Below are 25,138 nucleotides of genomic sequence, written 5' to 3' on the forward strand. Positions count from 1 at the left end.
AGGATCGGAGGCTTCCGTGACCCGCGCCAATCCTCCCTCACCCTGGTGGCGGTCGCCCGTCGCCGTCATAGCCGCCGGTTGTCTCATCGGCATGATCGGATTCGGCATACGCTCCATTTTCGGCCTGTTCCTGACACCGATGACCCTTGCCCAGGACTGGAGCCGCGAGACCTTCGCACTGGCACTGGCCATCCAGAACCTCCTGTGGGGTGTCGGCCTACCTTTCGCCGGCGCCCTCGCCGACCGCTACGGCCCACGATACGTACTGGCCGGGGGCGCTGTCGTCTACTCGATTGGCGTCTGGGGGATGGCACAGGCGCAGGACACCTTATTACTGCACCTCACCGCCGGGCTGATCGTCGGGGTGGGGGTAGCACTCACCGCTTTCTCGCTGGCCATGGTGACCATCGCCCGGGCGGTCGGACCGGACCGGCGGTCGCTCGCCCTCGGCCTGGGCACCGCGGCGGGATCCTTCGGCCAGGTGCTGTTCTCGCCGGTCGGCCAGGGCTTCATCAGCTCGTTCGGATGGCACCGGGCGTTACTGCTGCTGGCGGCCATCAGCCTGCTGATTGTCCCCCTGGCCTTCCTGGTGCCGAACACCAACACCGCCAAGGGCGAGACGTTTACCGACCAGACGATGCGGGAGGCGCTGTCCGAGGCCCGCCGACATCGGGGCTACCTGCTCCTGACCGCCGGATTCTTCGCCTGCGGCTTCCACATCGCCTTCATCACCGTTCACTTTCCTGCGTTCGTCCAGGATCTGGGCTTCGCCGCCGTGGTGGGCGCCATCTCGATCGCCCTGATCGGCGTCTTCAACATCCTGGGCTCTTTCGGAAGCGGCATCTACGGCCAGCGATGGTCCAAGAAGAACGGTCTCGCGGCCCTGTATACCCTGAGGTCGGTGATCACCCTCGGGATGCTGCTGGCGCCCAAGACGAATCTCACCATCTACCTATTCGCCGCGGCGCTGGGCGTGCTGTGGCTGGCCACGGTGCCCCTGACCTCGGGAATCGTCGAGCAGGTGTTCGGCGTGCGCTACCTCACCACCCTGTTCGGCATCGTGTTCCTGTCCCATCAGGTGGGGAGCTTCATAGGGGTATGGCTGGGCGGTTTCATCTACGACCACACCGGCGCGTACGACCTCATGTGGTGGATCGCCATAGCCGTCAACCTGGCCGCGGCGGCCGTTCACGTTCCCATCGACGAGCACCCTCTCCCGCGGCGGCTGGCGCAGCGGCAACCGTCCGGCGAGGCGGCAGCCGATGGATGAGCCGCTGGTAGCACTGCCGATCCGTTCGTTCCGGGACGCCTACCAGCGCCTGGCGGGTTCGCATGGCCCGGACGAAAGGGCGGCGCTGGCCCGGGCGCTGGCCTCGCACACTGCCGGGACAGTGCTCCAGGCCGGGGTGACGCCCCACATCGTGACCTCGGCGACGGAAGTCCGGGAGTGGGCGCTGGGGGCGGGATACCGGGTGGCAGCCGACCCTCCGGATGGAGGCCTTGACGGCGCCGCCGCGGAGGCCGTCCGGCTGGCCGCCGGAAGACCCTGGCTGATCCTCCATGCCGACCTCCCATGCCTTGATACCGACGAGGTGGAGCTGGCCTTGGGTCTGGCACGATCGGGGGAACGGGTACTGGCCCCCTCATACGACGGCGGTACTTCGGCGCTGGGAGGGCGGGGCCGCTTCCCGTTCCGGTACGGCGTGGCCAGCTTCCATCGCCATCTCGCTACCGGGCGGCCGCCCCGCGTGATCGCCTCCCTGGGTTTCCTGCTCGACATCGACCGGCCGCATGATCTGGTGGTGGCCGCCCGCCACCCGCGGGGCGCCTGGCTGGCCGAAAGCGTCGTACCCGGCACCCACTAGGATGACCGCGCTCCTGCCGTCCAGCCACCCGAAACCGTCCTATGCCCCATGACAACCACGCTTCCCAAGCATCCCTGGTAACCGGCGGAGCCCGAGGGATCGGACGGGGCATCTCCGAGCGCCTGGCGCGGCGTGGCGACCGGGTGTTCATCGCCGACATCGCCCGAGCGGACGAGACAGCCGCCGAACTCAGGGACGAGGGCCTCGACGTTCGTTCCCTCCGGTTGGATGTGCGCGACGTCAACGCCATCGGCGATGCGGTCGCCCGGGTCGAGGAGCAGGCGCCTCTGACGACGATGGTCAACAATGCCGGCACCGGATGGATAAGGCCGCTGGTGGAGGTCACCCCCGAGGAGTTCGACGGCCTGATGGCCCTCAACCTCAGGGCGGTCTTCTTCGGCATCCAAGCGGCGGCCAGGGTAATGATCCCCCGGCGGACCGGATCGATAGTCAACCTGGCCTCGACCTCGGCCTTCTCGGCCTCCACGATGCCGATGGTCCCCTACGACACTTCGAAGGGAGCGGTGCGCATCCTCACCATCGCCGCCGCCCGCGAACTCGCCGAGCACAACGTGCGGGTCAACGCGGTGGCGCCGGGCACGGTTGACACCGACCTGGTCCGCACCGTGCTGGGCGAGGAGGCCTCCCAAGCTCAGACTGGCACCCACATCCCGCTCGGCCGTCTCGGTCAGCCCGCCGACATCGCCGCGGCGGTGGACTACCTGACCTCCCCTGACGCCTCCTACGTGACCGGCCACGTCCTGGTAGTCGACGGAGGCTGGCTGACATGAGGATCGGGGTCACCCTGCCGGGCTACGGCGCCGACCATCCACTGACGATCACGGATGCCGCCCGGATGGCCGAGCGCATGGGCTTCGACTCGATCTGGAACACCGACCACGTCGTCATGGTGGCTGACGCGGCCTCGCCCTACCCGTTCGACGCTCAGGGGGTGATGCGTTGGGATCTCGACCACCCCATGTTCGACGCGCTGATCGCCCTGGCCGCCGCCGCTTCGGTCACCACCCACGTGGAGGTGGGCACTTGCGTGCTGATCGCGCCGATGCGAAACCCCATCGTCCTGGCCAAGCAGGTCTCTACCCTCGATGTCATCTCGGGTGGGCGGTTCGTGCTCGGAGTCGGTGTGGGATGGCTGGCGGAGGAGTTCGCCGCCCTGGACGCGCCGTTCGAGGGCCGGGGAACCCGCATGGACGATTGGATCGACATCCTGAGGGACTGCTGGACCGGCACCCCCGCCGCACGCAGCTACGAGCACTACGAGGTCCCCGAGGGGATCCTCTGCTACCCCACCCCGCTCAGGGAACCACCCATCCTGGTGGGCGGGGACTCGCCGCCTGCGCTGCGGCGCACGGCCCGGCGCGGCGATGGATGGCTGGGCTTCTCCTACACGGACGAGCTCGACCCGGCCCGGATCAGGAACCACATCGAGACCATCCGGACCGAGGCCGCTGCGGCAGGACGGGAAGCCCCTACCCGGCTAGCCGTCCAGACACCCGGGCCCGTGGCGCCGCTGGCCGATCACCTGGCCGAGTTGGCGAGGCAAGGGGTCACCGAGGTCGTAACCTCGGCGGACTGGACGGCGCCCGACCGGGTGCAGGACGGTTTGAACCTGCTCCGGCGATCCGTCTCGTAGGAGCGTTGGTCCTCCGGCCCGCCAACAGAATCGCAATCCCCGAGGAGGAAATCCTGTGTCCGAACATGCCGTAACCAGTCGGGACGCTCCCGAGCCGCGCGGTCCCTACCCGCACATCCGTATCCATGGCGACTCCGCCTGGATAACCGGCCAGATCGGGCGGGACCCCGCCACCGGAGACTTCGTGGAGGGCGGCTTCGAGCCCGAGTTCCACCAGGCGATCACGAATCTGGAGAACATCCTGGCCGAGGTGGGAGCGACGCTGGCCAACGTGGTCCACACCAATGTCCAGTTCGTCAACGAGGATGACCTGGACTCCATGAACCGCATCTACGGCGAGCGCTTCCCGGTCCCCTATCCGGCCCGGATCAGCTACGGAGTGGCTTTCCTCTGGAAGGGTGCCCAGGTCCAGATCGACGCCGAGGTCCGTCTGGCGTCCTGACCCTCCGCAAGAACGCCAAAACCGCGGCGAGCGGGCTCCGCCCGCCGGGCCCTCCCCCTCCGCCACCACCGTGGTGTCGAGCGCGTTCCGTCCTCCCCCGGGATGGGGGCTGCCTCGACGATATGTTCCCTCGCACGATCCAATTCGACGTCTGAACCGGACCGCAGGTGCTTACGGTTAAACAACAACATAGAACGAGACTGTGACATAAAACGGCGGCGCACACGCTGATCTCTCTTCGGAGCGAAGGAGTCCCGGATACTCGCCCGCCGGACCGGAGCCCGGATCAGTGCTGTCGCAAGGTCCCCGGCCACGCCTGCGGCAGGACCCGGCCGCCCACCTGTCTTGCTATGATGGAGGCCACACGGCGCGTGCTAGAAATGGGGGAGGACCGGTAATAGGTGTCAGCCTTCGCGCTGGACCGGTTGGGAGCGACTGTGATTGACTGGGCAGAATTCAGTTCGGTTTTCGGAGCGGTGGGGCCCACCGTCGTCGCCCTCGCCGTGGTGATCCTCAACCGGCGGGACCGGCTCGCCGACAAAGTCCAGGCGCTGGCCGACAAAGTACAGGAGATTTCCGAGCGGGTCGCCCGAATCGAGGGCATCCTGGTCAACCAGGACACCTGACCCGAAGGCGCTCTCCCTGACGGGCGGGATGGCTCAGTCGTAGCCGGGTAGCTGCACGGTCGGGGTTCGGGCCACCACTCCGGTCACTCCCGGAACCCTCTGCTTGAACAGGGCCTCGATGCCGGCGGTCATCGTGACCACCGAGAGGGGGCAGGTGCCGCAGGCGCCCACGAGTTCCACCGCCACCACTCCCTCGCGGTCCACCTCCATCAGGATGAGGTCGCCGCCGTCGGCGTGCAAGGCCGGACGCAGGAACTCGACCGCCTCCCGCAGGGCATCCATGTCGACCGGGGACCCCAGCCCGGGGACCACGGGCTCGGCGATCACCGATTCCCCGGCCATCTAGAAGACCTCGATCCAGGTGCCGGCGCCGGCCTCCAACGCCAGGTCGTACACCAGCGAGGCCACCGCGGCATCCAGCGCAGGCATCCCCATGTGGGTCATGATGGTGCGCTCCTGGTCGGCCTCCCGGCCCGGCTTGTGGCCCGGCATGATCTCGGCGGCAATGTCTCCGTAGATGTCGGACCTGGAAAGAGCGCCTGGCTGGAGGCCCCCGATCCGGCCCACCTCCTCGCCTTCCACCCAGGCCAGGTCGCGCCCGTACCAACCGACCGCCCACTTGTCGAAGGCGGTGGCGCAGCCCGGATCGACATCACGGAACCCGGTCGCCGCGCACACATGCGCCCCGGCGGGAACCCACTCCTCCATGAGAACCGGACGTGGAGCGGTGGTGACCACACAGATGATGTCTGCGTAGGCGACGGCGGTCTCCACATCCGGGGCCACCACGACGGGCACTCCGATCCTGGCCCCGATCTCGTCAGCGAAACGGTTGGCCTGCTCCTCGTAGATGTCGAAGGCCACCACCTCCTCCAGAGGGAACACCTCGTTGAGCGTGAGAGCGTGGGTCCGGCCCTCGTGCCCGCAGCCGATGATCGCCAGCCGGGCAGACTCCGGCCTGGCCAGGTACATAGCCCCCACCGTGGAATGGCCGCCGGTGCGGGCGTTGGTCACCGAAGTTCCGTCCACCAGGGCGAGCGGCATGCCGGTGTCGGTGTCGGTCACCAGATCCAGCGCCGAGATGGCCGGCAGGTCGCGCTTCGGATTCATCCGGAAACTGGACAGCCACTTCACCGCCGCCCGGTCCAGGGGTCGGATCAGCGCCGGGAAGGCTTGGACGACGCCGTGGCCGAAGGGAGGCTCAGGCCCGAGCCGGTCGTGGATGTAGAGGTTGACCGGATTGGTCTGCTCGACCTCGCCCTCCCCCACCCACCGGAAGGTCTCCAGGCAACGCTCGAGGCACCGGGCCGGGGACAGCAGGCTGTCGACCTCCGTCCTCGACACGACCAGTATCTCGCCGGGACCACGCCGTTCGGAGGTCACAGATCGGCCTCAAGGGCCTGCAACGCCGCCGCCGCGGCCTCCAGCTCAACCATGGCCCCATCCGGAAGCGGCCCGTAAGGCTTGCGGGGAACCCCGGTCCGGGCACCCCCCAGGCCGGCGATGGCGTTGAGGTAGCCGTGCTCGTAGCTGACCATGGAGGGCATGTCGGGACGCCGGATGGCTGCAGAGAAGTGCTGGAGGGCGGCGAAGACACTCCTGACCCACGGATCATCATGGTTGCCCCGGCGGCACTCGTCCACGAAGCGAGCGCCCGCCCTGAGACCCGCCCAGCTGAAGATGCCCGTGGCCCCGGCGGCGCCGAGGGTCGAGGCATGGAAGAAGGCGGGGTCGTTGCCGGCGAATACGTTGATGCGGTCGGCGATGGTGAGCAGGATCTCGTCGAAGTGGGGCAGGAAGGTGTTGGACTCCTTAATGGCCTTGATATTCGGGGTGTCGAGGAGCGTCTCCCACATCTGCGCGGTCAGGTTCATGCCGGTGAGTGGCGAGTAGTTGTAGAGCATGAGCGCCATCTCGCCGTCCAGCGACTCGGCCACCTCTACGAAGAAGCGGAGCGCCCACTCCGCGGTGACCGGGAGGGCGTAGGGCGCCGCCAGCATGGAGCCGTCCGCGCCGGCCCGTTCGGCGGCCCGCGCCCGGCGGATCGCCTCCCGCTGGTAGGAGGCGGTGCTGCCCACCACCACCGCGATACCGCCCGCATGACCTGCTTCCACGGCCATCTCGCAGACCGCGTCGAACTCCTTCTCTGTGACGCTGGTCATCTGCCCCATGGAGCCGAAGACGATGCACCCCGGCGCGCCGGAAGCGGCCACCAGATCGATGCTCCGGCGAACCCCGTCGAAGTCGATCTCCTGATCCTCGTGGAGGCTCAGGGGGATCAACGGGAACAGGCCCTCCAGTGGCTTGCGAATGAACTCAGGCACGGCTTTCGCTCCTTGTCACCAAGCGGCGGTACAGATCCTGCAGTATCCGGCAGCGGTCGGCCAGGTCCTCGAACTCCACCGCCTCGCATCGGTAGCCCAGATTCTCCATGGCTCCAAGCGCCTCGCGAGTGTAAACGACAGTCCCATCGCTCTCGACCCGCTCGATGGCGTCGAACCGGGCCGCTTCGTTGTTGATCGCCACCGCCTCGTCGCGGGTGAGCGGTGGCGGCAGGTCGAGATCCACCCGCCCATCGGAGATGACGGCCGGGTATCCACCCGGCAGGCCCTTCGGACCCGAGACGTGGGTCCGGACCGCTTCCGAGCCGACCAGTGCCAGGGCGTTCTTCACCGCCGAGGCGCCGAAGAGCGAGAACCAGGCGGTCCGGCCCCAGTCGATCCGCGACGGCCAGGACGACAGGATCGGGGCCAGGTCGTATCCGGCGGTCTCATCCCGCCCCTCGATCTCGACCCGGAAGTGATGGGGCACCCGCGCCGCGCCGTAGGCCATCAGCGCGTGCGAACCCACCAGCGACACCTTGATCGCAGCAGCGGGCAGGCCGGTGGCCTCCATGGCGTAGCGGAGCACGGTGGCGGCGCTGACCTCAACGTTGCCGGCGCCGGCGATCGGGCCATGCCCGAAGTGATTCCAGAGCGCCTGGTTGACGACATCGGGGAAGCAGGTATTCACGATGCCGGTCTCGATCCCGGCCCGATGCACCGCCCGGACCAGCCGGGTGGCCGGCAGCAGGTGCCAGGGAAGCCACAGGCTGAAGGTGGCCGCCCGGATGGTCGCCCGGAGTCCCGGGTCGACATCGGCGTTCATGAACACTCTGGGCGACTGGACCGTGGCCGAGTGGATGATGACATCCGGCCTGACGTCGGCCAGGAGGCGCACCATGCCCTCCTCGTCGGCCAGATCCGCCGGGTAGTGGTCGTAGCGCTTGTAGTGGCCCTGGAAGACCGAGCCCAGCATGGCCAGATCGGCCTTGGAAGCGGCCGCCCAAGGGCTGCGCTTGGTGGTGACTATCCGGTCGACCCCCGGGCTGCGGGCCAGGAACTCGAGGGCCCAGCCGCCCAGGTCGCCCACACCGACCAGCAGGACGGTGGTCATACTCCGGGGCGGCGCCCTGTGGAATGCATGGTGTCCCGGTGGAAGTTCTTCATCCCCATGACCCTCAGGGTTAACTCGGAGATCCTCCAGCCGTCCCCGGTACGCCGGAAGCGGCAGTGATACTGCCCCCACATCTCGCCGTCGGGACCGCCGGCGCAATAGATGTGCCAGGCGTAGATGTAGAAGACGCCGGTCGCCTCGTCATCGCCGTCGGCCCGGACTCGCGGGTTGGTGATGTGATGGGCCGAGGAGGCGAAGAGGTTGTTCAGCCCCGGTTGGATGGCAGGCACGATGGAGTCATTACCCACAATGTTGTCGAACTCGGGCCCGTAGTCGATCACCGAGTCGGTGGTGAACAGTTCGGCCAACTTCTCCGGCTCGTTCTGGTCGAAATGCCATGCATAGGCGTACAGGAGGTCGACGATGGCGGCCCGATCAGCCGGATCGATGGCCTGGGTCATGCTGGTATCCTCTCGCTCGGTCCTGATGGACTGCACCCCACTCCGATAACGGGGGTGCTTCGCGGACAAGGTTAGGAGAGATCGGTGACGGACGAGCCAGCACTCCGGAAGGACCTCTGGTCGAGGACATACCAGGTGGGCGTGGTTGTCCGGGACATCGAGAAGGCCACCGCCTTCTACGAGCGGCTCGGGATCGGGCCCTTCGTGGAAGGTCCGTCGGCCCACGCTCTGGAGCGCAAGATCTACGGCAAGGACTGCCCCGATGTCGAGGTCAAGGGACTGATCACCCAGATGGGCGATGTCGAGTTCGAGTTGCTGCAACCCGTGTCGGGCGATGGCATCCAGATGGAGTTCCTGAAGACCCACGGCGAGGGAGTGGTCCACCTGTGTGCCCACACCGATGACCTGGACCGTGACGTCGAAGCCCTCACCGCCTTGGGCTACGAGGTGATCTCCTCGGCCATCCTGGAGGACGGCGGCAAGTTCGCCTATTTCGACACGCGTGAGGTCGGGGGCCTGATCCTGGAGCTGTTCCAGACCGGCGCCGACTGGCAGTAGGCCGGCGGCACGATCCTTGGCCGGGCGGAACGGAGCGGTCGTTAGGCTGTGGCCTGTCTGTGGAACACGGGGTGCCCGCTCGGTACCCGAGGGAATGATCGCTTGATACGGAGGTGGACACGAATATGAGCGAGTACGCACGGGTCGAGATCGCCCAGCCCGAATTGAAGGAACTGGCCGACGCCATTGATGACGCACCGGGCGACCGGCTCGCCAAGACCAAGCTCAGATCCGACCTCGACGGCGAACTGCGTTACATGGAGCGCTACCGCGAGGTCTCCGCCGACGACCCGATCCAGCAGGGTTGGGACGCCAACGAGCCCGAGTTCCACGCCAAGACCAAGATTTTCTCTGTGCTCGCGGATGCCATGGAGCTTGAGCTCGGCCACGATAAGGGTCGGGCGGCCGTAGCCCGGGCCCGCAAGCGCCAGGGTGACCAGATGGGCGCCGAGATGGCCGCCAAGACCCGCGGGAAGGGCGAGCGGCTCAACCTGAACAACTTCTTCAAGGAATTCTGGGGCTACTTCCAGTGGTCGCCGAAGCTGGACACCGAGCGCTACTACGACGACGAGGGCAACATGGTCAAGTACGTGTTGCGGCTCAACTGCCCCATCGGGGACTACCTGCGCGATAACGCCCCGGACGTGGAGTTCTCCTCCAATTTCTGCGACCTCGACGAGCACATCGCCCTCGCCTACAACCCCAACATCCAGTACTCGAGAAAGCGCTGGGTGCCGGGCGGTTACCAGTTCAGCGAGTTGATCTGGGAGCTCGACACCGCCGGCGTCATCGACTGAACGCCCCGACCGCTTCGTACAGGTAACGACCGATGCGTGCTCTCGCGATGTACGAGGGGGGCAGGTTCGAACTCGAGGACATCCCGGTACCGGAGACGCCTCCCGGCTGGGGACTGATCCGCACCATCGCCTCCGCCGCCGGTCTGTTCCAGGCCCAGATGGCATCCGGCATGCTCGACACGCTGGGATTCCCCCGCATCCTCGGCCACGAGATCGTAGGCGAGGTGGTGAAGGTCTCATCCGACGCCGCACCGCAGCCGGGATCGGTCGTGGTGGCCGACGCGGTCGTCGGCTGCGGGGTCTGCGAGTGGTGCATCCGCGGCGACGACATGATCTGCCCGTGGATGCGTCACCTCGGGATCAACATCGACGGTGGCTTCGCGGATTACGTAGCGGTCCCGGAGTCGCACATGTTCCCCATCAAGCCCGGGACTCCCGTAGAGGAGGCCGTGATGCTGGGATCGGCCCTACCGGCTGCGGTGCATGCCGCACGGCGGGCCGGCATACGGGGCGGCCACCGGGTGGTGGTGACGGGAGTAGGCAGTATCGGCCTAACCATCTGCCAGGTGGCGCGAGCGATGGGAGCAACGTCGGTCGTAGCGGTCGATATATCCGACGACCGTCTCGAAGCGGCGGCACCCTGGACCGACGGGGCGGTAAACGTGTCCGGTATCGAACCGAAGGAGGCGGCGACCCTGGTGAGGGCAACCCTCGGCCCCCCCGCCGGGGCCGATATCGTGTTCGAGGCGGCGGGCCACATAGACAGCGTGGACCTGGGTGTGCGTGCGGTGCGCCGTGGCGGAACCGTTCTGCTGATGGGCATCTGCGAGGGCAGGACATCGATCACGTTCGACAGCTTCCTCCGAGACTTCCTGTCAAGGGAGGTGTCGCTGATCACCACCTTCGGCTTCACGAGACAGGACTTCGTGACCGGAAACCGCCTGCACGCCACCGGCAACCTCGACCTGACCGCGCTGACGGGAGAGACAATCACCCTGGAGCAGGTGCCGGCAGCACTGGCTGAGATCGCCGCCTCGGGGACCCTGGGCAAGCGCCTGGTAGTGGACGTGGCAATCCCGTAGCAATTGCGGAGCAATCCGGCCGTGCCCACCGGCGGAGCCACCAACCCTGGTTCTAAATCGTCGCATGCAGAGTTGTGAGCCTCAGGAACCCGCTGGAAGCAACACCGGGAGAGGAAGCGGGCGGCTCAGCCGGCCAACCATCCCCCGTCGACGGGTACGAACGCACCGGTCATGAAGCTGGCGCCGTCCGAGACGAGGAAGGCCACCACCTCGGCGATCTCGCGGGGATGGGCGGGCCGACCCAGCGGCGTGCGTCCCATCAGCTTGGCCCGCCTTCCCGGATCGGCCAAGCTCACCGCACTCATGGGCGTGTCGGTCACCCCTGGGCCCACAGAATTCACACGGATGCCGTGCCGCGCGAAGTCCACGGCCAATGCCTGGCCGAGCAGCAACACTCCGCCCTTGGATGAGGCGTATGCGGCAGTCCCGGGAAGCACCACCTTGGAGTTGATCGAGCCGATCAGGACGATGGCGCCCCCGTTTCCCTGGCTGACCATGGCCTGCGCGGCCCGCTGAGCGGTCAGGAAGCTACCGGTGAGGTTGACGTCCACGATGCGGCGGAAGGTTGCGAGGTCGAAATCGATGGAATCGCCGCCCATCTCGATTCCGGCGCAGGTGACCGCGGTGTCGAGGCCCCCGAACCGATCCACCGCCGCGTCCACCATGGAGTCACACCCGGCCGGGTCGGTCACATCGGCAGCCACCGCTATCGCGTTTCCGATCCGGTCAGCCACCTCGGCCGCTCGGGCGCCGTCAAGGTCTACGCAGACCACCTGATCTCCACGGGCCGCCAGTAGTTCCGCAACGCACGTGCCGATCCCCGAGCCCGCGCCCGTTACCAGAGCTACCGCCATTGCATGATCCTCCCTTGTATGCCTCGCTCCGCATCCTACAAAGCGAAGCCCGATCCCTGGCCGAGCGAGCCCGCTGTGGATGAGACCGATGTTCTATAGTGACTCGAATTGGGGTAGCCGACCTAGGGAGACAACGATGGAACAGCCCATCCTCTACAGCCTCAACACGGACGCACGAACCCCGACCTGACAGGAGTGCTGCCGGGTGCGCGACTACCTGGAGGCCAACTCCGTCGAGTTCGACGACCGCAACATCCGCCAGAACGAGGAAGCCCGCCGGGAGCTACTGGCCCTGACCGGCGACCTGATCGTGCCGTACCTGGTCTACGGCGACCGGAAGGTCACCGGCTTCGACCCCGAGGGTATCGACGCCATCACCGATGCGTACAGCGCCGCAACCGCCGGCGTATCCTGAGTAGCTCCGAGATTCGAGGTCACATGTCAAACCCTCCGGGCAACTCACTGCAGGTTGACCAGAACCGCCGGGTCTCCGATCCGGGCGAGAGCCCGGAAGCGGGAATCCTGCATCTCATCGAACGGGTCCGGGAGGAACTGGACTACAACGACGCCAAGGGCGGTAGCGCCTACCGGCTCGGCATGCACGACGGGCTCAGATTCGCCGAGGATGCTCTCGTGAATCTGCTGAACCGGCACGGACACCAGGCCGAGGTTCGCGAAACCCCGATGGACATGTAGCGGAATGGCCCCGACCGAGGACGGCCGGCCGGTCGTCCGGCTACGCAACATCCACAAGTCGTTCGGCGCCAACCATGTCCTGAAGGGTATCGACCTGACGGTGGGGCAAGGCCAGCATGTGGTGATCTTCGGGCCTTCAGGATCCGGTAAGTCGACCCTGCTCCGGACCACCAACCTCCTGGAGACCCCGGATTCCGGTTCGGTCTGGTTCGACGGCAAGGAATACGGCCCCGGCATCGAAGGGGAAGATCTTCCCCGCGGCAAGGCCCGGCTCCTCCGCCAGCAGATCGGAATGGTGTTCCAGCAATTCAACCTGTTCCCCCACATCACCGCGCTCGACAACGTGGCCCTGGCCCTGCGCCGGGTGAAGAAGATGAATCAAGCCGACGCCGAGCTGCAGGCTGCCCGCTACCTCGCCAGGGTAGGACTCCTCGACAAGGTCGCCGCCTACCCGGCCCAGCTCTCCGGAGGGCAGCAGCAGCGGGTGGCGATCGCCCGGTCACTGGTGATGGAACCCAAGGTGATGCTGTTCGACGAGCCCACCTCCGCGCTCGATCCCGAGTTGGTCGGCGAGGTGTTGGCCGTCATGCGTAACTTGGCGGAATCGGGCATGACAATGGTGGTGGTCACCCACGAGATGGGGTTCGCCAGGGAAGCCGGCGACCTGAACATTTTCATGGACGAGGGCGTGGTAGTGGAGACCGGGGGACGGGAGTTGTACGACGACGCCCGCGAACCGCGCACCAGGGCCTTCTTCGAGGCAATCCTGTGATGTACGACTTCGGCGTGCGGATACTCGCGCAGGCACGTTTCAGGCCCGAGTTCATCTGGGAGAACCGGGACGTCTTCCTCGGCGGGGTAAGGCTCACCGTATTCATCGCCATCGTGGCCTTCGCGCTGGCCACAGTATTCGGCCTGGCGGTTGCCCTCCTGCGCATGTCCAAAAATCGGCTTGTCGCTCCGATCATGGCCGCCTACATCAACATCTTTCGGGCTATCCCTCTGCTGGTGTTCGTCGTCTTCGTGTACTACGGGATAGCGATCCAGTTCAATGTCAGGATCTCCGCCATTCAGGCCGGGATCCTCGTTCTCACCCTCCAATACTCGGCCTGGCTGGGAGAGATCTTCCGCGGCGGCATCCAGGCGGTCTCCGACGGGCAAACCCAAGCGGCCCTGTCGGTGGGGATGAGTCGTCCCCAGACCTTCTTCCGGGTGGTGCTGCCGCAGGCCATCCGAATCGTCATCCCGCCCACGGGCAACATGTTCATCGGCATGATCAAGGACTCGTCCCTGGTCTTCATCATCGGTGTACCCGAGCTATTCCGGGTGAGCAGCGTGATGGCCAACAGGACATTCCGCTACTTCGAGGTGTACCTCGGCGCGGTTATCTTCTACCTCATCCTCACCACCGCGGCGTATTTAGGAGTGAAATACCTCGAGAAGCGGTTTGCCCTGGTCGACGTCCTAACTACCAAGGTGAGGTCACCCCTCGCCCGACGACGAGGGGTACGTCTGAGGAAGCTCCAGGAAGCTGTAGCAACTGAACGTGAGTCCGAATCGTCCAAGACCACGGCAGCGATTTAGGATAGGCCGTTCGGATAGGTTGTTCGACATCACGACACGGCCATCACAACTCGCAGATGAATGGATGATCGTGCCTCGTTGCACGGTTTACCGGTCATTCGCAAGGAAGCACATCTAATCCCAAGAAGGGAGGCACAGTATGAGAAGCCGCATAAAGTGGCTAGTCCCGGTACTCGCACTGGTTTTACTCGCGGGCGCCTGCGCAAGCGAGGACGAAGGAGGGGATGACGGAGGACCCACAGCCGCCGCCCAAGCGGCCGTCGACGGCAACCTGCTGGATGCCATCAAGGACCGTGGAACCCTCCATGTAGGGATGGTTCTCCAGTTCCCGCCCCAGATGTACATCGATGACAACGGCAACCCGGCCGGGTATGACGTGGATCTCATGAACATGCTGGCCGATGATCTGGGCGTAACGCTCGAGATTTCCAACCTCGAGTTCGACGCGATGATCCCGGGCCTGATCGCCAACCAGTTCGATATGGTGTCGGTGGGTCTCGTCGGTCGTCCGGCTCGTCTCGAGCAGCTCTGGTTCACATGTCCGTACGTTCCCTACCGCCAGGTGGTCGTGGTCAACAACGACTCGGGAATCAATGACATCAGCGAGTTGAACAGCAGTGGCGTGACCATGACCGCCCTGATCGGTTCCACCGCGGCCAGCCTCACCGAGACCAGGTTCCCGAATGCGGAGCTCGTGGAACTCGACCAGGCGCCCGCGTTGCTCGAAGTCGCTTCGGGCAGGGCCGACGCCATCGTCATCGAGGAGTACCTCGCCCTGCCGTTCGTGGCAGAAAACCCGAGCACCAGCGTGCTGAACCCCAACGCACCCTTCGTCGCCGAGGAGTACGGAGCATGGGCACTCCCCCGCGGTGAGACCGTCTGGCTCAACTACCTGAACGGCTGGCTGGCCTACTACATCTCGAGGGGAACGCTCGACGAGGTGTACGAGCGGCACATCGGCCCGACCGAGGGTCTGCCCGCCTGTAACTAACCGAACCCAGGGTCCGGTCGGCGACTTTCCCGCCGGACCCACCGATTACGGATGCCGGCGTCTCCAGCAGGAGGCGTCGGCATCTCTTTCTTCGCGGCCCTGCACGGCGGGTTGGCTACCGGCTAGTACAGCCCAGCCAACCGGCGACACCCTTGCAGCCGGTAATGACGGGCAGTCGTAAGGGCAACCGGGATCACGGCAGGCGGGCGATTCGCATCAGCGCGCCCATCGCTCGTATGGCGCGTTTCGTTTCGGATGCCGAAGGGTGCCTGTCCTCGTACTGGGCCATGTTCTTCATGGCCAGTAGCGCGCTCAAGTGAGCTCCGGCATCCTGGCCTCCACCAGGCGTCTCCCTCAAGAGAACCAATGCATCTGAGTGGTTGCCGGCTGCCGAGCGTTGCCCGAGGCGCCTGCAGCAGATCGAATCGACCGCAGCGATCCCGGCTAGCACGGCGTTACTCACCGCCACCGAACGGGTCGGCCCATCCGCCGAAAGAGGGTCGAGATCGGCAACCAGGGCAAACGCTTCGGCCTGCTTCAGACGAGTGTCCGCGAATGCCCGGCCGCACGGCACTCGCCGGGTGCCGCCGCGCCTCACGCGGCCGGTATGAGGGTGACGGCCTCACGGGCCAGCGACTCGGCAAACCCGGGGGCGCGTTCGGGCAATCCGGCGTACTCCGCGTCGGTGTAGACGAGGGGAGTACACGGGTTGCCGGTGAGTCGTGCCACGCCTATGGCGACGGCGGCGGTGGCCGACCATCGAACGGCCGAGTCGGTACCGGCAGGCCAGACGAGCAGCAGATCGATGTCGCTCCCCGGCCCGGCCTCGCCGCGGGCGACCGATCCGAACAGCAGTGCCCTCGACACACCCTTGGCGTAGGTCTTTACCACTTCGGCGATCCGAGCAGGGATCTCATCACCGACGGCCACCGCCTCGACCACAGCAGGTGCCAGTGCATGGTCGCGGTTCAGCAGGTTAAGAATCGATCGACCTGCTGCGGTCTGGGTGACCAGCCCGGCGGTGGCCAACCGATCCAGCGTCTTCTGGACCCCGGCCTGGCTGGCGGGTTTCGGCAGCAGCCGTTGTACCGCTCGTCCGGAAAGCGGACGGGTCGTCCGGCAGAGCACCTCGAGGACAGCCCCGGTGAGCCCCGGCGACAGCGCATTGATAGGATGTGACAAGTCCATGATAGACCACTATATCATGCATATGAACACAGCAATAGGCGACCTGGAGGCCTACCGATGCCCGACCTTCCTGAGCCCATCGAGCCGCTGAGCGACTTGATCCAGTACCTCGATCACGTCGCCATCGGGGTCAGCGACGTTGGGCCGGCGGCCGGGTTGTTCGAGATGCTCGGCGGCACCTTCATCACTGGGGCCGACAACCGGCGAGGAGGCTTCCGCTGGCTCCAGTACCGGCTGCCGGGCGGCGCCAGCATCGAAGCGCTGGCGCCGGTATCGGACGACTGCTTCCTGTGGCGTTTCCTGCGCTCGCGCGGGGAGGGATTGCACCACCTCACCTTCAGGGTGTCCTCGGTTACCGAGGCCGCCCTCCGAGCCGAGCAGGCCGGACTGTCAGTGGTCGGCCTGCATCTCGATCCGGGCGGTTGGAGCGAGTGCTTCATCCACCCTTCCAGCGCCAACGGAACCCTTATCCAGCTGGCCGACTGGACCGACGACTACTACCCGCAGGCCTCCCTGGAGCAAGTACTGGCCGGAGAGGTCATCGAGGACTGACCGCCTGGGCGGACGCAGGTGGCGGACGGACGGCAGCTGCACGGCCACCACCACCCCGGTTGGACAAGGGGGGCCTGCCAACATGTTGGACACATACCGGATACGGCTTCAAGCATCGTGGAGGCGTCCAGGTGGTACCCATCACCACCCTCGGCCCCTGATCGAGGTCGGCATCGCGTCCACGCTAACCGACACTTTCTCAGGCCTCTACTGGGCAGAATCTCAGTTAGCTAATCCACAATCTCGCGCGGGAACTCCGAAGCTTCGGTTCTAGCTGCGCTCGATGACGCCGCAGGCGACGCGATCGCCGGCGCCGGGATCGGGGCCGTAGCTGTCCGGTTTGGCGTGGATGATGATGGCGGAACCGTCCGCATCGAAGATCGACGTGTCAGCATCGGCCGCCAGCGTGATCTTGTCCGTGAAGACGTCGGCCCGGGCGATGCCATCCGCACCCGCTTGAAGGTTCGGCAGGTCCCCGGCGTGGAACCCGTCCTCGTGCTGGAAGCCATGGCCTTCCCCGCCGGGAGCGAAGTGCCCGCCTGCCGCTGAGAAATCGGGCGTGCAAGCGCCCGTCTCATGGATGTGGAATCCGTGGGCTCCGGGGGAAAGCCCCGTCACGTCAGCCGAGATCAGGACACCATTGGGTCCTTCCGTGAGGATGACGGTGCCTATAGCGACACCGTCGGGACCTGACATCGAAGCAACTGCTCGCTGCCCCGTCGCGGCGGGCTCTCCCTGGCATGCCGCCAGCCCTATCAGGACCAGCAGTCCCAGAACGGTAGCGATGACCTGGCGCTTCTTCACCGGATTCCCCCTCCCCCGACTCTCGCCGGTTCGTACGATCGTGTGGCGCGGAGCGTTTCTCTCCACCCGGCCGGATGATAAATCGATGGCCGGGAGGACGCCGGATAGACGGGGTGGCTCGGCCCGCCGTCCGATGAACCCGGCTCGTCTCACCAGCCGTTGGATGTGCCTCACCCTCCCCTACGTGGTCGCGTGGTAGGCGGAGGGATCGGACTCGAAGGCGCGGCGGCACCCGGCGGCGCAGAAGTAGACCTGCTTTCCGGCGTGGTGGCTGGCGAAGCCTGCCTTGGCGACGTCCACCAGCATCCCGCACACCGGATCGACCGCCTGATCGGGCAGCGCCACCTCGACCGTCTTCGCTCCGGCCTCGGACGCCTTGAAGGCCACCATTTCCGCCAGCACCGAGACGGCAATCTCCTCGTGCTCCGTCGAGCCCAGGTCGATTCCGGCCGGGGCATGCACCCGCGCCAGGGACTCCTCCGAAACGCCCGTCTCGCCGAGCCAGGCCAGCACCGAGGCGGCCCGCTTGCCGGACGCCACCAGCCCGATGTAGGCCGCCGGAGTCGCCAATGCAGCCTCCAGGGCCGGCTCGTCATAGTGACCCTGGGTGGCGATCACCAGATAGGAGCCCTCCCCGGCCTTGCCGATCCCCTCCACGCCAGAGGTCAATTCGGACCGCCAGCCGAGCGCGGCGGCAAGCGCATGGAGCGTCCCGGTCATCGGAGACTCGCCCACGACGACCAGGTGCGACGGCGGCAGGTAAGGGTCCACGAAGACTTCCATCGCCCCCTCGCTGTCACATGCCATCGCCACCCTCTCGACGCCCGGCCGGTGGGGCCCGTCTCCCATCACGAGTGCCCGTACCCGGCCATCCCGCAGGGCTTCCAGGGCATGCCGGACCACGGTGGGGGTGGCGCAGGCACCGCCCAGCCACCCCTCGACCCGGCCGTCGGGAAGGATGATCGCCTTGTAGCCGGCCTTCCCGGAGGACGGTCCTCGCACCCAGGTGACCGTGGCCAGGACGAAGGGCTCGCCGCTCGCCTCCAGCCGGGCTGCTCTGCCGAGCGCGCTCAGTTCCGCGCCCCTAGGGGCTCACCTCAACGTCGTTGAGCGCTCCCCACACCCGGTGCGGTAGCACCGGCATGTCGATGTTGCTCACACCCCTGGACCAGAGCGCGTCGATGACCGCGTTGGTGAATGCGGCGGGAGATCCGACCGTGGCCGACTCGCCCACTCCCTTCGCCCCGATCGGGTGGTGCGGGGAGGGGGTCACCGTCTCGCCCAGCTGGTAGCGGGGCGTCTCCCAGGCGGTCGGCACCAGGTAATCCATGAAGTTGGACCCGATGCAGTTGCCGTCGTCGTCGAACGTGATCCACTGCATGTTCGCCTTGGCGAAGCCCTCGGTAAGACCGCCTGCGATCTGCCCGTCCACGATCATCGGGTTGATCCGCACGCCGCAGTCGTCGACCGCCACCATTTCCAGCACCTTCCACGTGCCGTCACCGGTGTCGACCTCCACCACCACGATGTAGGTCCCGAACGGATAGGTCATGTTGGGCGGGTCGTAGTAGGTGACGCCCTCGAGGCCCGCCTCCATGCCCACCGGATGGTTGGTGTAGGCGGCGAAGGCGACCTCCTGGATGGTGACGCTCTGGTCGGTTCCCTTGACGGTGAACTTCCCGGGCTCCCAGTCCAGGTCCTCCTCGGCGGCCTCCAGAAGGTGGGCGGCCAGCTTCTGGGCCTTGGCCCGGATCTTCCTGGACACCACCGCCGTGGCCGCCCCACCCACCGGGGTGGACCGGGAGGCGTAGGTGCCGAGGCCGTAGGGAGTGTTGTCCGTGTCGCCGTACATCACCTTGATGTCCGAGTAGGGGATGCCGAGCTCCTCCGCCACGATCTGGGCGAAGGTGGTCTCGTGGCCCTGCCCCTGCGTCTGGACACCCAGCTTCAGGATGGCCTTGCCGGTCGGATGGATCCGCAGCTCGGCGGAATCGAACATCTTCAGACCAAGGATGTCGTACTGGCGCGAGGGACCGGCCCCCACCACTTCGGTGAAGGAGGCCACGCCGATGCCGATCAGCTTGGTGGTGTCCGGGTCGGAGTTCCTCTCGGCCTGGCGAGCCCGCCACCCGTCGTAACCGATCATCTCCTTGGCCTTGTCCATCGCCCCGTGGTAGTTGCCGGAGTCGTATACGAATCCGGTCGGGGACAGGTAGGGGAACTGGTCCTCCCTGATGAAGTTGAGCGCCCGGAAGTCGGTCGCGTCCATTCCCACCTCGTGGGCGGCGTTGTCCACCAGCCGCTCGATCAGGTAGGAGGCCTCGGTCACCCGGAACGAGCACCGGTAGGCCACCCCGCCGGGCGCCTTGTTGGTGTACGCGCCCTTGGCGGTCACATGAGCGGACGGGAAGTCGTAGCTCCCGGTGCAGATGTGGAACAGGCCGGCCCGGAACTGGGTGGGCTGGGCGTCCGAGTAGAAGGCGCCCTGGTCGGACAGGATGTCGGCCCGCATGGCCGTTATCCGGTTGTCCCCGTCCAGGGCCAACTCGGCGTGCATGTGGAAGTCGCGGGCGAACCCGGTCGAGATCAGGTTCTCGGTGCGACTCTCGATCCACTTGACCGGCTTCCCGATCAGCAGGGATGCGGCCGTGGCCACCACGTAGCCCGGATACACCGGTACCTTGTTGCCGAAACCGCCCCCGATGTCCTGGGTGACGATCCGGATCTTCTCCTCGGGAAGCCCGGCCACCAGGGCGAAGACCGTCCGGATGGCGTGGGGCGCCTGGCTGGTCATGTAGATGGTGGCCTGGCCGGTGATGGAGTTGACATCCGCCACCACCCCGCACGTCTCCAGCGGCGCCGGATGCGAACGCGGGTAGTGGGTGTCCAGGCTGACCACCCTGGCCGCAGCCGCGAAGGCGGCATCGGTCGAGTCCTGGTCGCCGGCCTCCCACGTGTAGGCGACGTTGTCGGTCTGGCCCTCCTTCTCGTCCCGGATGAGGGTGCCGGTGGCCAGGGACTGCTGGGGACTGGTTATCGCCTCCAGCTCCTCGTAGTCCACATCGATGTGCGACAGGGCGTCGTGGGCGATGTACGGATGGGTGGCGATCACCGCCGCCACCTCCTGGCCCTGGAACCGGACCTTGTCGGTGGCCAGCACCGCCTGGGTGTCGCCCGAGAGGGTCGGCATCCAGGCCAGGCCGTGGGCGGCCAAGGCTTCGCCGGTGACCACCGCCAGTACGCCCTCGATCTCCATGGCCGCAGACGAGTCGATCGAGTTGATCCTGGCGTGGGCCACCGGGGAGCGCAGGATGGCCATGTGGAGCATCCCCGGAAGGTTCAGATCATCCAGATAGTTGCCCGCGCCCCGGATGAACCGGTCGTCCTCCTTGCGGCGGACGGAGTGGCCGATACCCCCGACCTCGGGGCTGGTGCGTGGTTCGTGAACCGTGGTCATGTCAGCTCCCCTCTCCGCCCGCGGCCTGGATGGCCGTCACGATGTTCATGTAGCCGGTGCAACGACAGATGTTGCCGGATATGGCCCAGCGGACCTCTTCGTCCGTGGGCTCCGGATTCTCTTCGAGCAGGGCGCTGCCCACGAGCATCATGCCCGGTGTGCAGAACCCGCACTGCAGACCGTGGTGCTCCTTGAAGGCGGCCTGGACCGGATGGATCTCGCCACCCTCGGCCAGACCCTCCACGGTCTTCACCTCGCTGCCGTCGGCCTGGACCGCAAGGACGGTGCAGGACTTGACCGGCCGGCCGTCCAGGATGACGGTGCAGGCACCGCAGGAGGAGGTGTCGCAGCCGATATGGGTCCCGGTAAGGCCGGCATCCGAACGGATGAAGTCGACCAGCAAGCGCCTGGGCTCGACATCCCTGGTCTCGCTGGCGCCGTTTATGTTGACGGTGATCTGCATCAGCCCTCCCCTCTCGCCAGGGTCAGCGCTTGGGCGAACCCGCGCCTGGTGTACTCGGCTACCACGGCCCGCTTGTACTCGGCCGGACCCCGAACGTTGTCATCGGGATCGCAGGCCCGGGCCGCGATCGCTGCGGCCTCGGCGAACAGTTCCGGTCCGGGTGTCTGCCCGACCATCATGTCCTCCGCCTCGGTGACCTTCAGGTTGTGACCGTAGACGGCGGTCAGGCCCAGGCCCGCCTCCGCCACGTTCCCCGAATCGTCGAGAACGAGATGGGTGGCCACTCCCACGGTGGCGTAGTCGCCGACCTTGCGCTCCAGCTTGAGGTATGCGCCGCCGGCAGGACCCCGGTAGGCGGGAATCCGTACCTCGGTAACCATCTCACCGGGGTCGAGCGAGTTGGTGAAGAAGTCGACCACGAAGTCGGTGATGGGAATCACCCGCTCGCCCGAGGATGAGCGGGCCACCACCGAGGCGCCCACCGCCAGCATCACCGAGTTCCAATCGCCCTCGGGGTCGCAGTGGGCCACGGAGCCGCACAGGGTTCCCCGGTTCCGAACCAGCGGATCGGACACCCACGGCGCTGCGGAGGCCACGGTGTGGTTGTGGCGGCTCACCGCCTCCGATGAGGCCACGTCGGCGTGACGAGCCAGCGCGCCCACCGCCAGATGGCCGTTGGACTCGCTGATGTGTGCCAACTCGTCGACGCCGTTGATGTCCACGAGATGGCCCGGGGACGCCAGCCGGAGCTTCATCATGGGGATGAGGCTCTGGCCTCCGGCGAGAACCCGCCCCTCGTCACCCAGCTCGGCCAGGGTGGCCAGGGCCTCCTCAAGGCTGCCGGGCGCCGAGTATTCGAACGCGGATGGATACACCGAGCCTCACCTCCTGCAGGTCGCTGGTCCTACCTTATCGGGCGAGTGTCCATCACCGCCGGTAATCGCCGGTTTCTTTCGGCCGAGCCGGACCCGGTGAGCATGCATGCCCGGCCTGCAGGGAACGACCTCAGAGGCCGAGGGTGGATAGCTCGCCCCCGTAGCCGGCCGTCTCCTTCGTCTCCCGGTTGGAGGGCCAATCCAGCACCGACGACAGCGTCGCGGCTATCCGCCGCGCGTGCGAGCGGCCGTGATCGGGACTGCGCAGGGCGAGGTTGGTCCGTCGGAGGGCGAAGTCACCTATCGACGCCACCGATTCGTTGAGGGCGGTGTAGGCCACCTCCGCCGCCGAGATCCGGGCCGGAGCCAGCAGGCCTCGCCAGTCCGGCTGCCGCTCCAGGATGCGGAGCACGGCTTCGGCCTCGGTCCCGTAGCGCCCGATCAGATCGTCGGCGTAGTCCTCCGGGAGTTGGATGCCTACCAGGCCGGTCCGGAGCCGCTGCCGGAGGGCGGTATCGATCCCTGCACCGACGAGTGGTTCATCGGCGGTCCTGGATGGCCGATCTATCCGCAGGCGGGCACAGGCGAGGTCAACCGCCTCCGCTCCGATCAACCGGGCCGAACTCAGCTTGCCCCCGACCACGGTGAACACACCGGGCGCCCTCTCCACGATCCGGTGCTCCCGTGAGGCGGCGGAGACGGACCGCCGGTCGCCTACCAGGGTACGGAGACCGGCGAAGGCCGCCAGCGGAGAACCGGAGTGGTCCAGATAACGGACCACATGCCGTTCCAGGTACTCCACATCGGCCTCGTCGGGACGGGCCCGGCCCGGATCCTGGTGGTACGGCGTATCGGTGGTCCCGAGCAGGGCCAACCCCCGCCAGGGAACCACGAACAGGAGGCGCCCGTCATCGGTCTCGGGGAGCACCAGCGCCTTATTCCGGACGCCGAGGTCTTCGGCCCGGTAGACCAGGTGAACCCCTTTGGACAGCCGCCGGGACACGTCCGGCGGTCGGCCGTCGAGCGGCGGGGGAGCGAACGCCCAGGTGGCCGATACCACGGTCCTGGCCCGGACCATCAGCGGCCGGCCATCCCCTTCCGTACCGTTGTCCGCCAGCCCGACCCTGAGCTCGCCGCCCGCCTGATCGATCGAACGGGCCGCCATCCGGGAGACCGCCACGGCCCCGTGGAGCGCCACCGCAGTCTTGAGGAACGCAACGGTCAGCCGGGCATCATCAGTCTGGGCATCCCGGTAGGAGAACCCTCCGACCAGGGACTCGGGATGCAGCTTGGGGAAGGCAGTCATCAGGTCCGGCTTCGCCAGCCTTCGATGCCTGTCGGCTCCCCGCCTCCCGCCCAGCCGGTCGTACAGCGACAGTCCCGCCCTGAGGCTGACGGAAGCCAGCGGTCCGGCCGTCAGCCAGCCTGGGAGGTCCACGATCCGCCGGCCTCTGAATAGCGGTATGACGAAGTCGAGGTCGGAGTAGAGGAAGTCGGCCGTCCGGCGCAGTACATCCTGCTCGCGCAGTCCCTGGCGGATCAGCTGCAACCGCATCTGGGGGAGGTACCGGATACCCCCGTGCAACAGCTTGGTGGACCTGCTCGAGGTTGCGCTTGCGAAGTCGCCCTTTTCGACCAGCGCCACGGACAGGCCCCGGCTCGCCGCATCCCTGGCCACCGCCGCGCCGATCACTCCCCCGCCGACAACCACCATGTCGAATAATCGAGGCTCCAGCAAGGCACGGCGCGATCCGGCGCGCGTCCAGGTCCCAGTGGGGATGGGGACCTGCGGGAGAGAAGGGTTCCGCACCGTGCGAGCGTACATCCCTCCACGGCCTAGTTTCGGCCCCGCCACCGGAAGTGGTTCGCCGGTTTCTCCTCACAGCCGAATCCGATGCTGCTGGGGGGAGCGCAGGAACCGGGCTCGGCAGAGGCCAGGGGTGGACGGCCGAAGACCTTTCTTCAGAAGGGGGATCTCTGCTTAGGGCCGTTTCAGAAGGGGGGCCAGCGGCGTTCGCGAATTATCTGGATGTTTCCAATAGGCCGCCGGGTGTGTTGGGTAAGTGCCCTCAGAGCGGCGATTCGAACGTCACGATGCATGTCGTCTGCGAGTGCCGTCAACACTTTGCGCGGGGTGTTCGGGTGCTTGGCGACCGTCCTGCGAACGTACCATTTCTCGTCGGAAGCCAGAACCGTCAACACGGCTGCGGGCGCGTTCCGATTCCGGGCGACCCGCGCACGAACCTGCCATCTCTCGTCACCACCCAGGGTCATCAGCATGGCTACGGGCGCGTTCGGATTCCGGGCGACTCGCGTGCGAACCGCCTCGCTGGTATCAGCTGCCAGAGTCGTCAACCCCGCTATTGACGTGTTCGGATTCGCCGCAGCAGCCAGCCGGACCCTCCAACTGACGTCGCGAACCAATGCATCCAACGTGGGGGCCGGTGTAGTCGGGTTGCCCGCAACCGACCTCCGCACAGACGATCGGTTGTGGGTGGCTAGCTGTTCGAGCACATCGGGTGAGGTATCAGGGTCCCGGGCTATGCGGATATCGCTCATCGTCTGTCCCCATCCGTGCTGGGCGTCCGGCGATGGGAGTGCAATCAACACGTCTAGGCGGCGTGCCGGAGGTCACGACAAACCCGGATGCCACTGGACACCATAGCCATACAGTTGACGCGCCCGACGGAGACACTGGCGATCCGGTACTACATCATTGTGACGGCCGGACCGACGGGCTGGCTTCGGATCGGG

At 66.6% G+C, this 25,138-nt stretch carries 30 protein-coding genes; 15 read left to right on the forward strand and 15 right to left on the reverse strand.

Annotated features, from left to right (window positions below; all coding sequences use genetic code 11):
* Nucleotides 1-16: 16 nt before the first annotated feature.
* The 6 genes from ACOQPD_RS06310 (at nt 17) to ACOQPD_RS06335 (ending at nt 4,587) form a co-directional block, all read left to right on the forward strand.
* The gene (locus tag ACOQPD_RS06310; protein WP_420614043.1) at nt 17-1,270 is read left to right on the forward strand and encodes an MFS transporter; all 1,254 of its coding nucleotides are present in this window, start codon (nt 17-19) and stop codon (nt 1,268-1,270) included.
* Nucleotides 1,263-1,865, forward strand: a complete 603-nt coding sequence (gene cofC / locus ACOQPD_RS06315) for a 2-phospho-L-lactate guanylyltransferase (RefSeq protein WP_420614044.1) — start codon at nt 1,263-1,265, stop codon at nt 1,863-1,865. Before ACOQPD_RS06310 ends, cofC begins: the two co-directional genes overlap by 8 nt.
* 41 nt (nt 1,866-1,906) lie before the next feature.
* Entirely contained in the window at nt 1,907-2,656 is a 750-nt protein-coding gene (locus ACOQPD_RS06320; RefSeq protein ID WP_420614045.1) for an SDR family NAD(P)-dependent oxidoreductase, read from the forward strand.
* A complete protein-coding gene (locus ACOQPD_RS06325) occupies nt 2,653-3,519 on the forward strand; it encodes a TIGR03619 family F420-dependent LLM class oxidoreductase (RefSeq protein WP_420614046.1) in 867 nt (288 codons plus the stop codon). The genes ACOQPD_RS06320 and ACOQPD_RS06325 overlap by 4 nt, the downstream gene beginning before the upstream one ends.
* A 55-nt stretch (nt 3,520-3,574) precedes the next feature.
* A complete protein-coding gene (locus ACOQPD_RS06330; RefSeq protein WP_420614047.1) occupies nt 3,575-3,961 on the forward strand; it encodes a RidA family protein in 387 nt (128 codons plus the stop codon).
* A gap of 437 nt (nt 3,962-4,398) precedes the next feature.
* A complete protein-coding gene (locus tag ACOQPD_RS06335; protein ID WP_420614048.1) occupies nt 4,399-4,587 on the forward strand; it encodes a hypothetical protein in 189 nt (62 codons plus the stop codon).
* Nucleotides 4,588-4,620: 33 nt separating this feature from the next.
* Here the strand turns inward: ACOQPD_RS06335 and ACOQPD_RS06340 are convergent, their stop codons facing one another.
* From ACOQPD_RS06340 to ACOQPD_RS06360, 5 genes are read right to left on the reverse strand one after another with little or no spacing between them, the layout of a single operon-like run.
* Entirely contained in the window at nt 4,621-4,929 is a 309-nt protein-coding gene (locus tag ACOQPD_RS06340) for a NifU family protein (protein ID WP_420614049.1), read from the reverse strand.
* On the reverse strand, nt 4,930-5,970 hold the full coding sequence (locus ACOQPD_RS06345; protein WP_420614050.1) for an ornithine cyclodeaminase family protein: 1,041 nt from the start codon (nt 5,968-5,970) through the stop codon (nt 4,930-4,932).
* Nucleotides 5,967-6,911 (reverse strand): dihydrodipicolinate synthase family protein, encoded by a 945-nt coding sequence (locus tag ACOQPD_RS06350; RefSeq protein WP_420614051.1) that lies wholly within the window; start codon nt 6,909-6,911, stop codon nt 5,967-5,969. The genes ACOQPD_RS06345 and ACOQPD_RS06350 overlap by 4 nt, the downstream gene beginning before the upstream one ends.
* The gene (locus ACOQPD_RS06355; RefSeq protein WP_420614052.1) at nt 6,904-8,022 is read right to left on the reverse strand and encodes a hypothetical protein; all 1,119 of its coding nucleotides are present in this window, start codon (nt 8,020-8,022) and stop codon (nt 6,904-6,906) included. Before ACOQPD_RS06355 ends, ACOQPD_RS06350 begins: the two co-directional genes overlap by 8 nt.
* Nucleotides 8,019-8,483, reverse strand: coding sequence for a nuclear transport factor 2 family protein (locus ACOQPD_RS06360; RefSeq protein ID WP_420614053.1), 465 nt, complete (start codon nt 8,481-8,483; stop codon nt 8,019-8,021). Before ACOQPD_RS06360 ends, ACOQPD_RS06355 begins: the two co-directional genes overlap by 4 nt.
* Nucleotides 8,484-8,567: 84 nt before the next feature.
* Between ACOQPD_RS06360 and ACOQPD_RS06365 the strand changes: the two genes are divergently transcribed.
* The 3 genes from ACOQPD_RS06365 to ACOQPD_RS06375 all read left to right on the forward strand — a co-directional run bounded on the left by ACOQPD_RS06365 (nt 8,568) and on the right by ACOQPD_RS06375 (nt 10,920).
* Nucleotides 8,568-9,041: a VOC family protein gene (locus tag ACOQPD_RS06365; protein ID WP_420614054.1), complete on the forward strand. Its 474-nt coding sequence runs from the start codon at nt 8,568-8,570 to the stop codon at nt 9,039-9,041.
* A gap of 125 nt (nt 9,042-9,166) precedes the next feature.
* Nucleotides 9,167-9,838, forward strand: a complete 672-nt coding sequence (locus tag ACOQPD_RS06370; RefSeq protein WP_420614055.1) for an L-2-amino-thiazoline-4-carboxylic acid hydrolase — start codon at nt 9,167-9,169, stop codon at nt 9,836-9,838.
* Nucleotides 9,839-9,870: 32 nt separating this feature from the next.
* Complete coding sequence (locus ACOQPD_RS06375; protein ID WP_420614056.1) at nt 9,871-10,920, forward strand: zinc-dependent alcohol dehydrogenase; 1,050 nt, start codon at nt 9,871-9,873, stop codon at nt 10,918-10,920.
* 125 nt (nt 10,921-11,045) lie between these two features.
* Here the strand turns inward: ACOQPD_RS06375 and ACOQPD_RS06380 are convergent, their stop codons facing one another.
* The gene (locus ACOQPD_RS06380; protein WP_420614057.1) at nt 11,046-11,774 is read right to left on the reverse strand and encodes an SDR family NAD(P)-dependent oxidoreductase; all 729 of its coding nucleotides are present in this window, start codon (nt 11,772-11,774) and stop codon (nt 11,046-11,048) included.
* 205 nt (nt 11,775-11,979) lie between these two features.
* Between ACOQPD_RS06380 and ACOQPD_RS06385 the strand changes: the two genes are divergently transcribed.
* The 5 genes from ACOQPD_RS06385 (at nt 11,980) to ACOQPD_RS06405 (ending at nt 15,045) form a co-directional block, all read left to right on the forward strand.
* Nucleotides 11,980-12,189 (forward strand): glutaredoxin family protein, encoded by a 210-nt coding sequence (locus tag ACOQPD_RS06385; RefSeq protein ID WP_420614058.1) that lies wholly within the window; start codon nt 11,980-11,982, stop codon nt 12,187-12,189.
* Nucleotides 12,190-12,212: 23 nt separating this feature from the next.
* Entirely contained in the window at nt 12,213-12,470 is a 258-nt protein-coding gene (locus tag ACOQPD_RS06390; RefSeq protein ID WP_420614059.1) for a hypothetical protein, read from the forward strand.
* A gap of 4 nt (nt 12,471-12,474) precedes the next feature.
* Nucleotides 12,475-13,242, forward strand: a complete 768-nt coding sequence (locus tag ACOQPD_RS06395) for an amino acid ABC transporter ATP-binding protein (RefSeq protein ID WP_420614060.1) — start codon at nt 12,475-12,477, stop codon at nt 13,240-13,242.
* The gene (locus ACOQPD_RS06400) at nt 13,242-14,054 is read left to right on the forward strand and encodes an amino acid ABC transporter permease (RefSeq protein ID WP_420614359.1); all 813 of its coding nucleotides are present in this window, start codon (nt 13,242-13,244) and stop codon (nt 14,052-14,054) included. Before ACOQPD_RS06395 ends, ACOQPD_RS06400 begins: the two co-directional genes overlap by 1 nt.
* 139 nt (nt 14,055-14,193) lie before the next feature.
* A complete protein-coding gene (locus ACOQPD_RS06405) occupies nt 14,194-15,045 on the forward strand; it encodes a transporter substrate-binding domain-containing protein (protein ID WP_420614061.1) in 852 nt (283 codons plus the stop codon).
* Between the two features lie 193 nt (nt 15,046-15,238).
* On the opposite strand, the gene ACOQPD_RS06410 is transcribed toward ACOQPD_RS06405, so the two are convergent.
* Nucleotides 15,239-15,361 carry a hypothetical protein gene (locus ACOQPD_RS06410; RefSeq protein WP_420614062.1) on the reverse strand — a complete coding sequence of 41 codons (123 nt, stop codon included), beginning with the start codon at nt 15,359-15,361 and terminating at the stop codon, nt 15,239-15,241.
* A gap of 278 nt (nt 15,362-15,639) precedes the next feature.
* Entirely contained in the window at nt 15,640-16,233 is a 594-nt protein-coding gene (locus ACOQPD_RS06415; protein WP_420614063.1) for a nucleotidyltransferase domain-containing protein, read from the reverse strand.
* 57 nt (nt 16,234-16,290) lie between these two features.
* On the opposite strand from ACOQPD_RS06415, the gene ACOQPD_RS06420 reads away from it, so the two are divergent.
* Nucleotides 16,291-16,785 carry a VOC family protein gene (locus tag ACOQPD_RS06420; RefSeq protein WP_420614064.1) on the forward strand — a complete coding sequence of 165 codons (495 nt, stop codon included), beginning with the start codon at nt 16,291-16,293 and terminating at the stop codon, nt 16,783-16,785.
* Between the two features lie 270 nt (nt 16,786-17,055).
* On the opposite strand, the gene ACOQPD_RS06425 is transcribed toward ACOQPD_RS06420, so the two are convergent.
* The 7 genes from ACOQPD_RS06425 to ACOQPD_RS06455 all read right to left on the reverse strand — a co-directional run bounded on the left by ACOQPD_RS06425 (nt 17,056) and on the right by ACOQPD_RS06455 (nt 24,943).
* Complete coding sequence (locus ACOQPD_RS06425; RefSeq protein WP_420614065.1) at nt 17,056-17,589, reverse strand: superoxide dismutase family protein; 534 nt, start codon at nt 17,587-17,589, stop codon at nt 17,056-17,058.
* Between the two features lie 180 nt (nt 17,590-17,769).
* Nucleotides 17,770-18,663: an XdhC family protein gene (locus tag ACOQPD_RS06430; protein ID WP_420614360.1), complete on the reverse strand. Its 894-nt coding sequence runs from the start codon at nt 18,661-18,663 to the stop codon at nt 17,770-17,772.
* A gap of 10 nt (nt 18,664-18,673) precedes the next feature.
* Nucleotides 18,674-21,046: an aerobic carbon-monoxide dehydrogenase large subunit gene (locus ACOQPD_RS06435; protein ID WP_420614066.1), complete on the reverse strand. Its 2,373-nt coding sequence runs from the start codon at nt 21,044-21,046 to the stop codon at nt 18,674-18,676.
* Nucleotide 21,047: 1 nt separating this feature from the next.
* Nucleotides 21,048-21,509 carry a (2Fe-2S)-binding protein gene (locus ACOQPD_RS06440; protein ID WP_420614067.1) on the reverse strand — a complete coding sequence of 154 codons (462 nt, stop codon included), beginning with the start codon at nt 21,507-21,509 and terminating at the stop codon, nt 21,048-21,050.
* Complete coding sequence (locus ACOQPD_RS06445; RefSeq protein ID WP_420614068.1) at nt 21,509-22,384, reverse strand: FAD binding domain-containing protein; 876 nt, start codon at nt 22,382-22,384, stop codon at nt 21,509-21,511. Before ACOQPD_RS06445 ends, ACOQPD_RS06440 begins: the two co-directional genes overlap by 1 nt.
* A gap of 130 nt (nt 22,385-22,514) precedes the next feature.
* Entirely contained in the window at nt 22,515-24,098 is a 1,584-nt protein-coding gene (locus ACOQPD_RS06450) for a glycerol-3-phosphate dehydrogenase/oxidase (protein ID WP_420614069.1), read from the reverse strand.
* Between the two features lie 278 nt (nt 24,099-24,376).
* Nucleotides 24,377-24,943, reverse strand: a complete 567-nt coding sequence (locus ACOQPD_RS06455) for a HEAT repeat domain-containing protein (protein WP_420614070.1) — start codon at nt 24,941-24,943, stop codon at nt 24,377-24,379.
* Between the last annotated feature and the right edge of the window lie 195 nt (nt 24,944-25,138).

The sequence above is a fragment of the Candidatus Spongiisocius sp. genome (assembly GCF_965221825.1).
Lineage (GTDB): Bacteria > Actinomycetota > Acidimicrobiia > Spongiisociales > Spongiisociaceae > Spongiisocius.

Excerpts from the sequence above, each read along its gene's own strand:
- ACOQPD_RS06355 (WP_420614052.1), bottom strand. The coding sequence starts at position 8,022 with ATGACCACCGTCCTGCTGGTCGGTGTGGGCGACCTGGGCGGCTGGGCC.
- ACOQPD_RS06435 (WP_420614066.1), bottom strand. The coding sequence starts at position 21,046 with ATGACCACGGTTCACGAACCACGCACCAGCCCCGAGGTCGGGGGTATC.
- ACOQPD_RS06340 (WP_420614049.1), bottom strand. The coding sequence starts at position 4,929 with ATGGCCGGGGAATCGGTGATCGCCGAGCCCGTGGTCCCCGGGCTGGGG.
- ACOQPD_RS06450 (WP_420614069.1), bottom strand. The coding sequence starts at position 24,098 with ATGGTGGTTGTCGGCGGGGGAGTGATCGGCGCGGCGGTGGCCAGGGAT.
- ACOQPD_RS06395 (WP_420614060.1), top strand. The coding sequence starts at position 12,475 with ATGGCCCCGACCGAGGACGGCCGGCCGGTCGTCCGGCTACGCAACATC.
- ACOQPD_RS06370 (WP_420614055.1), top strand. The coding sequence starts at position 9,167 with ATGAGCGAGTACGCACGGGTCGAGATCGCCCAGCCCGAATTGAAGGAA.
- ACOQPD_RS06455 (WP_420614070.1), bottom strand. The coding sequence starts at position 24,943 with ATGAGCGATATCCGCATAGCCCGGGACCCTGATACCTCACCCGATGTG.
- ACOQPD_RS06380 (WP_420614057.1), bottom strand. The coding sequence starts at position 11,774 with ATGGCGGTAGCTCTGGTAACGGGCGCGGGCTCGGGGATCGGCACGTGC.
- ACOQPD_RS06325 (WP_420614046.1), top strand. The coding sequence starts at position 2,653 with ATGAGGATCGGGGTCACCCTGCCGGGCTACGGCGCCGACCATCCACTG.
- ACOQPD_RS06375 (WP_420614056.1), top strand. The coding sequence starts at position 9,871 with ATGCGTGCTCTCGCGATGTACGAGGGGGGCAGGTTCGAACTCGAGGAC.
- ACOQPD_RS06320 (WP_420614045.1), top strand. The coding sequence starts at position 1,907 with ATGCCCCATGACAACCACGCTTCCCAAGCATCCCTGGTAACCGGCGGA.
- ACOQPD_RS06420 (WP_420614064.1), top strand. The coding sequence starts at position 16,291 with ATGCCCGACCTTCCTGAGCCCATCGAGCCGCTGAGCGACTTGATCCAG.
- ACOQPD_RS06360 (WP_420614053.1), bottom strand. The coding sequence starts at position 8,483 with ATGACCCAGGCCATCGATCCGGCTGATCGGGCCGCCATCGTCGACCTC.
- ACOQPD_RS06405 (WP_420614061.1), top strand. The coding sequence starts at position 14,194 with ATGAGAAGCCGCATAAAGTGGCTAGTCCCGGTACTCGCACTGGTTTTA.
- ACOQPD_RS06400 (WP_420614359.1), top strand. The coding sequence starts at position 13,242 with ATGTACGACTTCGGCGTGCGGATACTCGCGCAGGCACGTTTCAGGCCC.
- ACOQPD_RS06390 (WP_420614059.1), top strand. The coding sequence starts at position 12,213 with ATGTCAAACCCTCCGGGCAACTCACTGCAGGTTGACCAGAACCGCCGG.
- ACOQPD_RS06415 (WP_420614063.1), bottom strand. The coding sequence starts at position 16,233 with ATGGACTTGTCACATCCTATCAATGCGCTGTCGCCGGGGCTCACCGGG.
- ACOQPD_RS06440 (WP_420614067.1), bottom strand. The coding sequence starts at position 21,509 with ATGCAGATCACCGTCAACATAAACGGCGCCAGCGAGACCAGGGATGTC.
- cofC (WP_420614044.1), top strand. The coding sequence starts at position 1,263 with ATGGATGAGCCGCTGGTAGCACTGCCGATCCGTTCGTTCCGGGACGCC.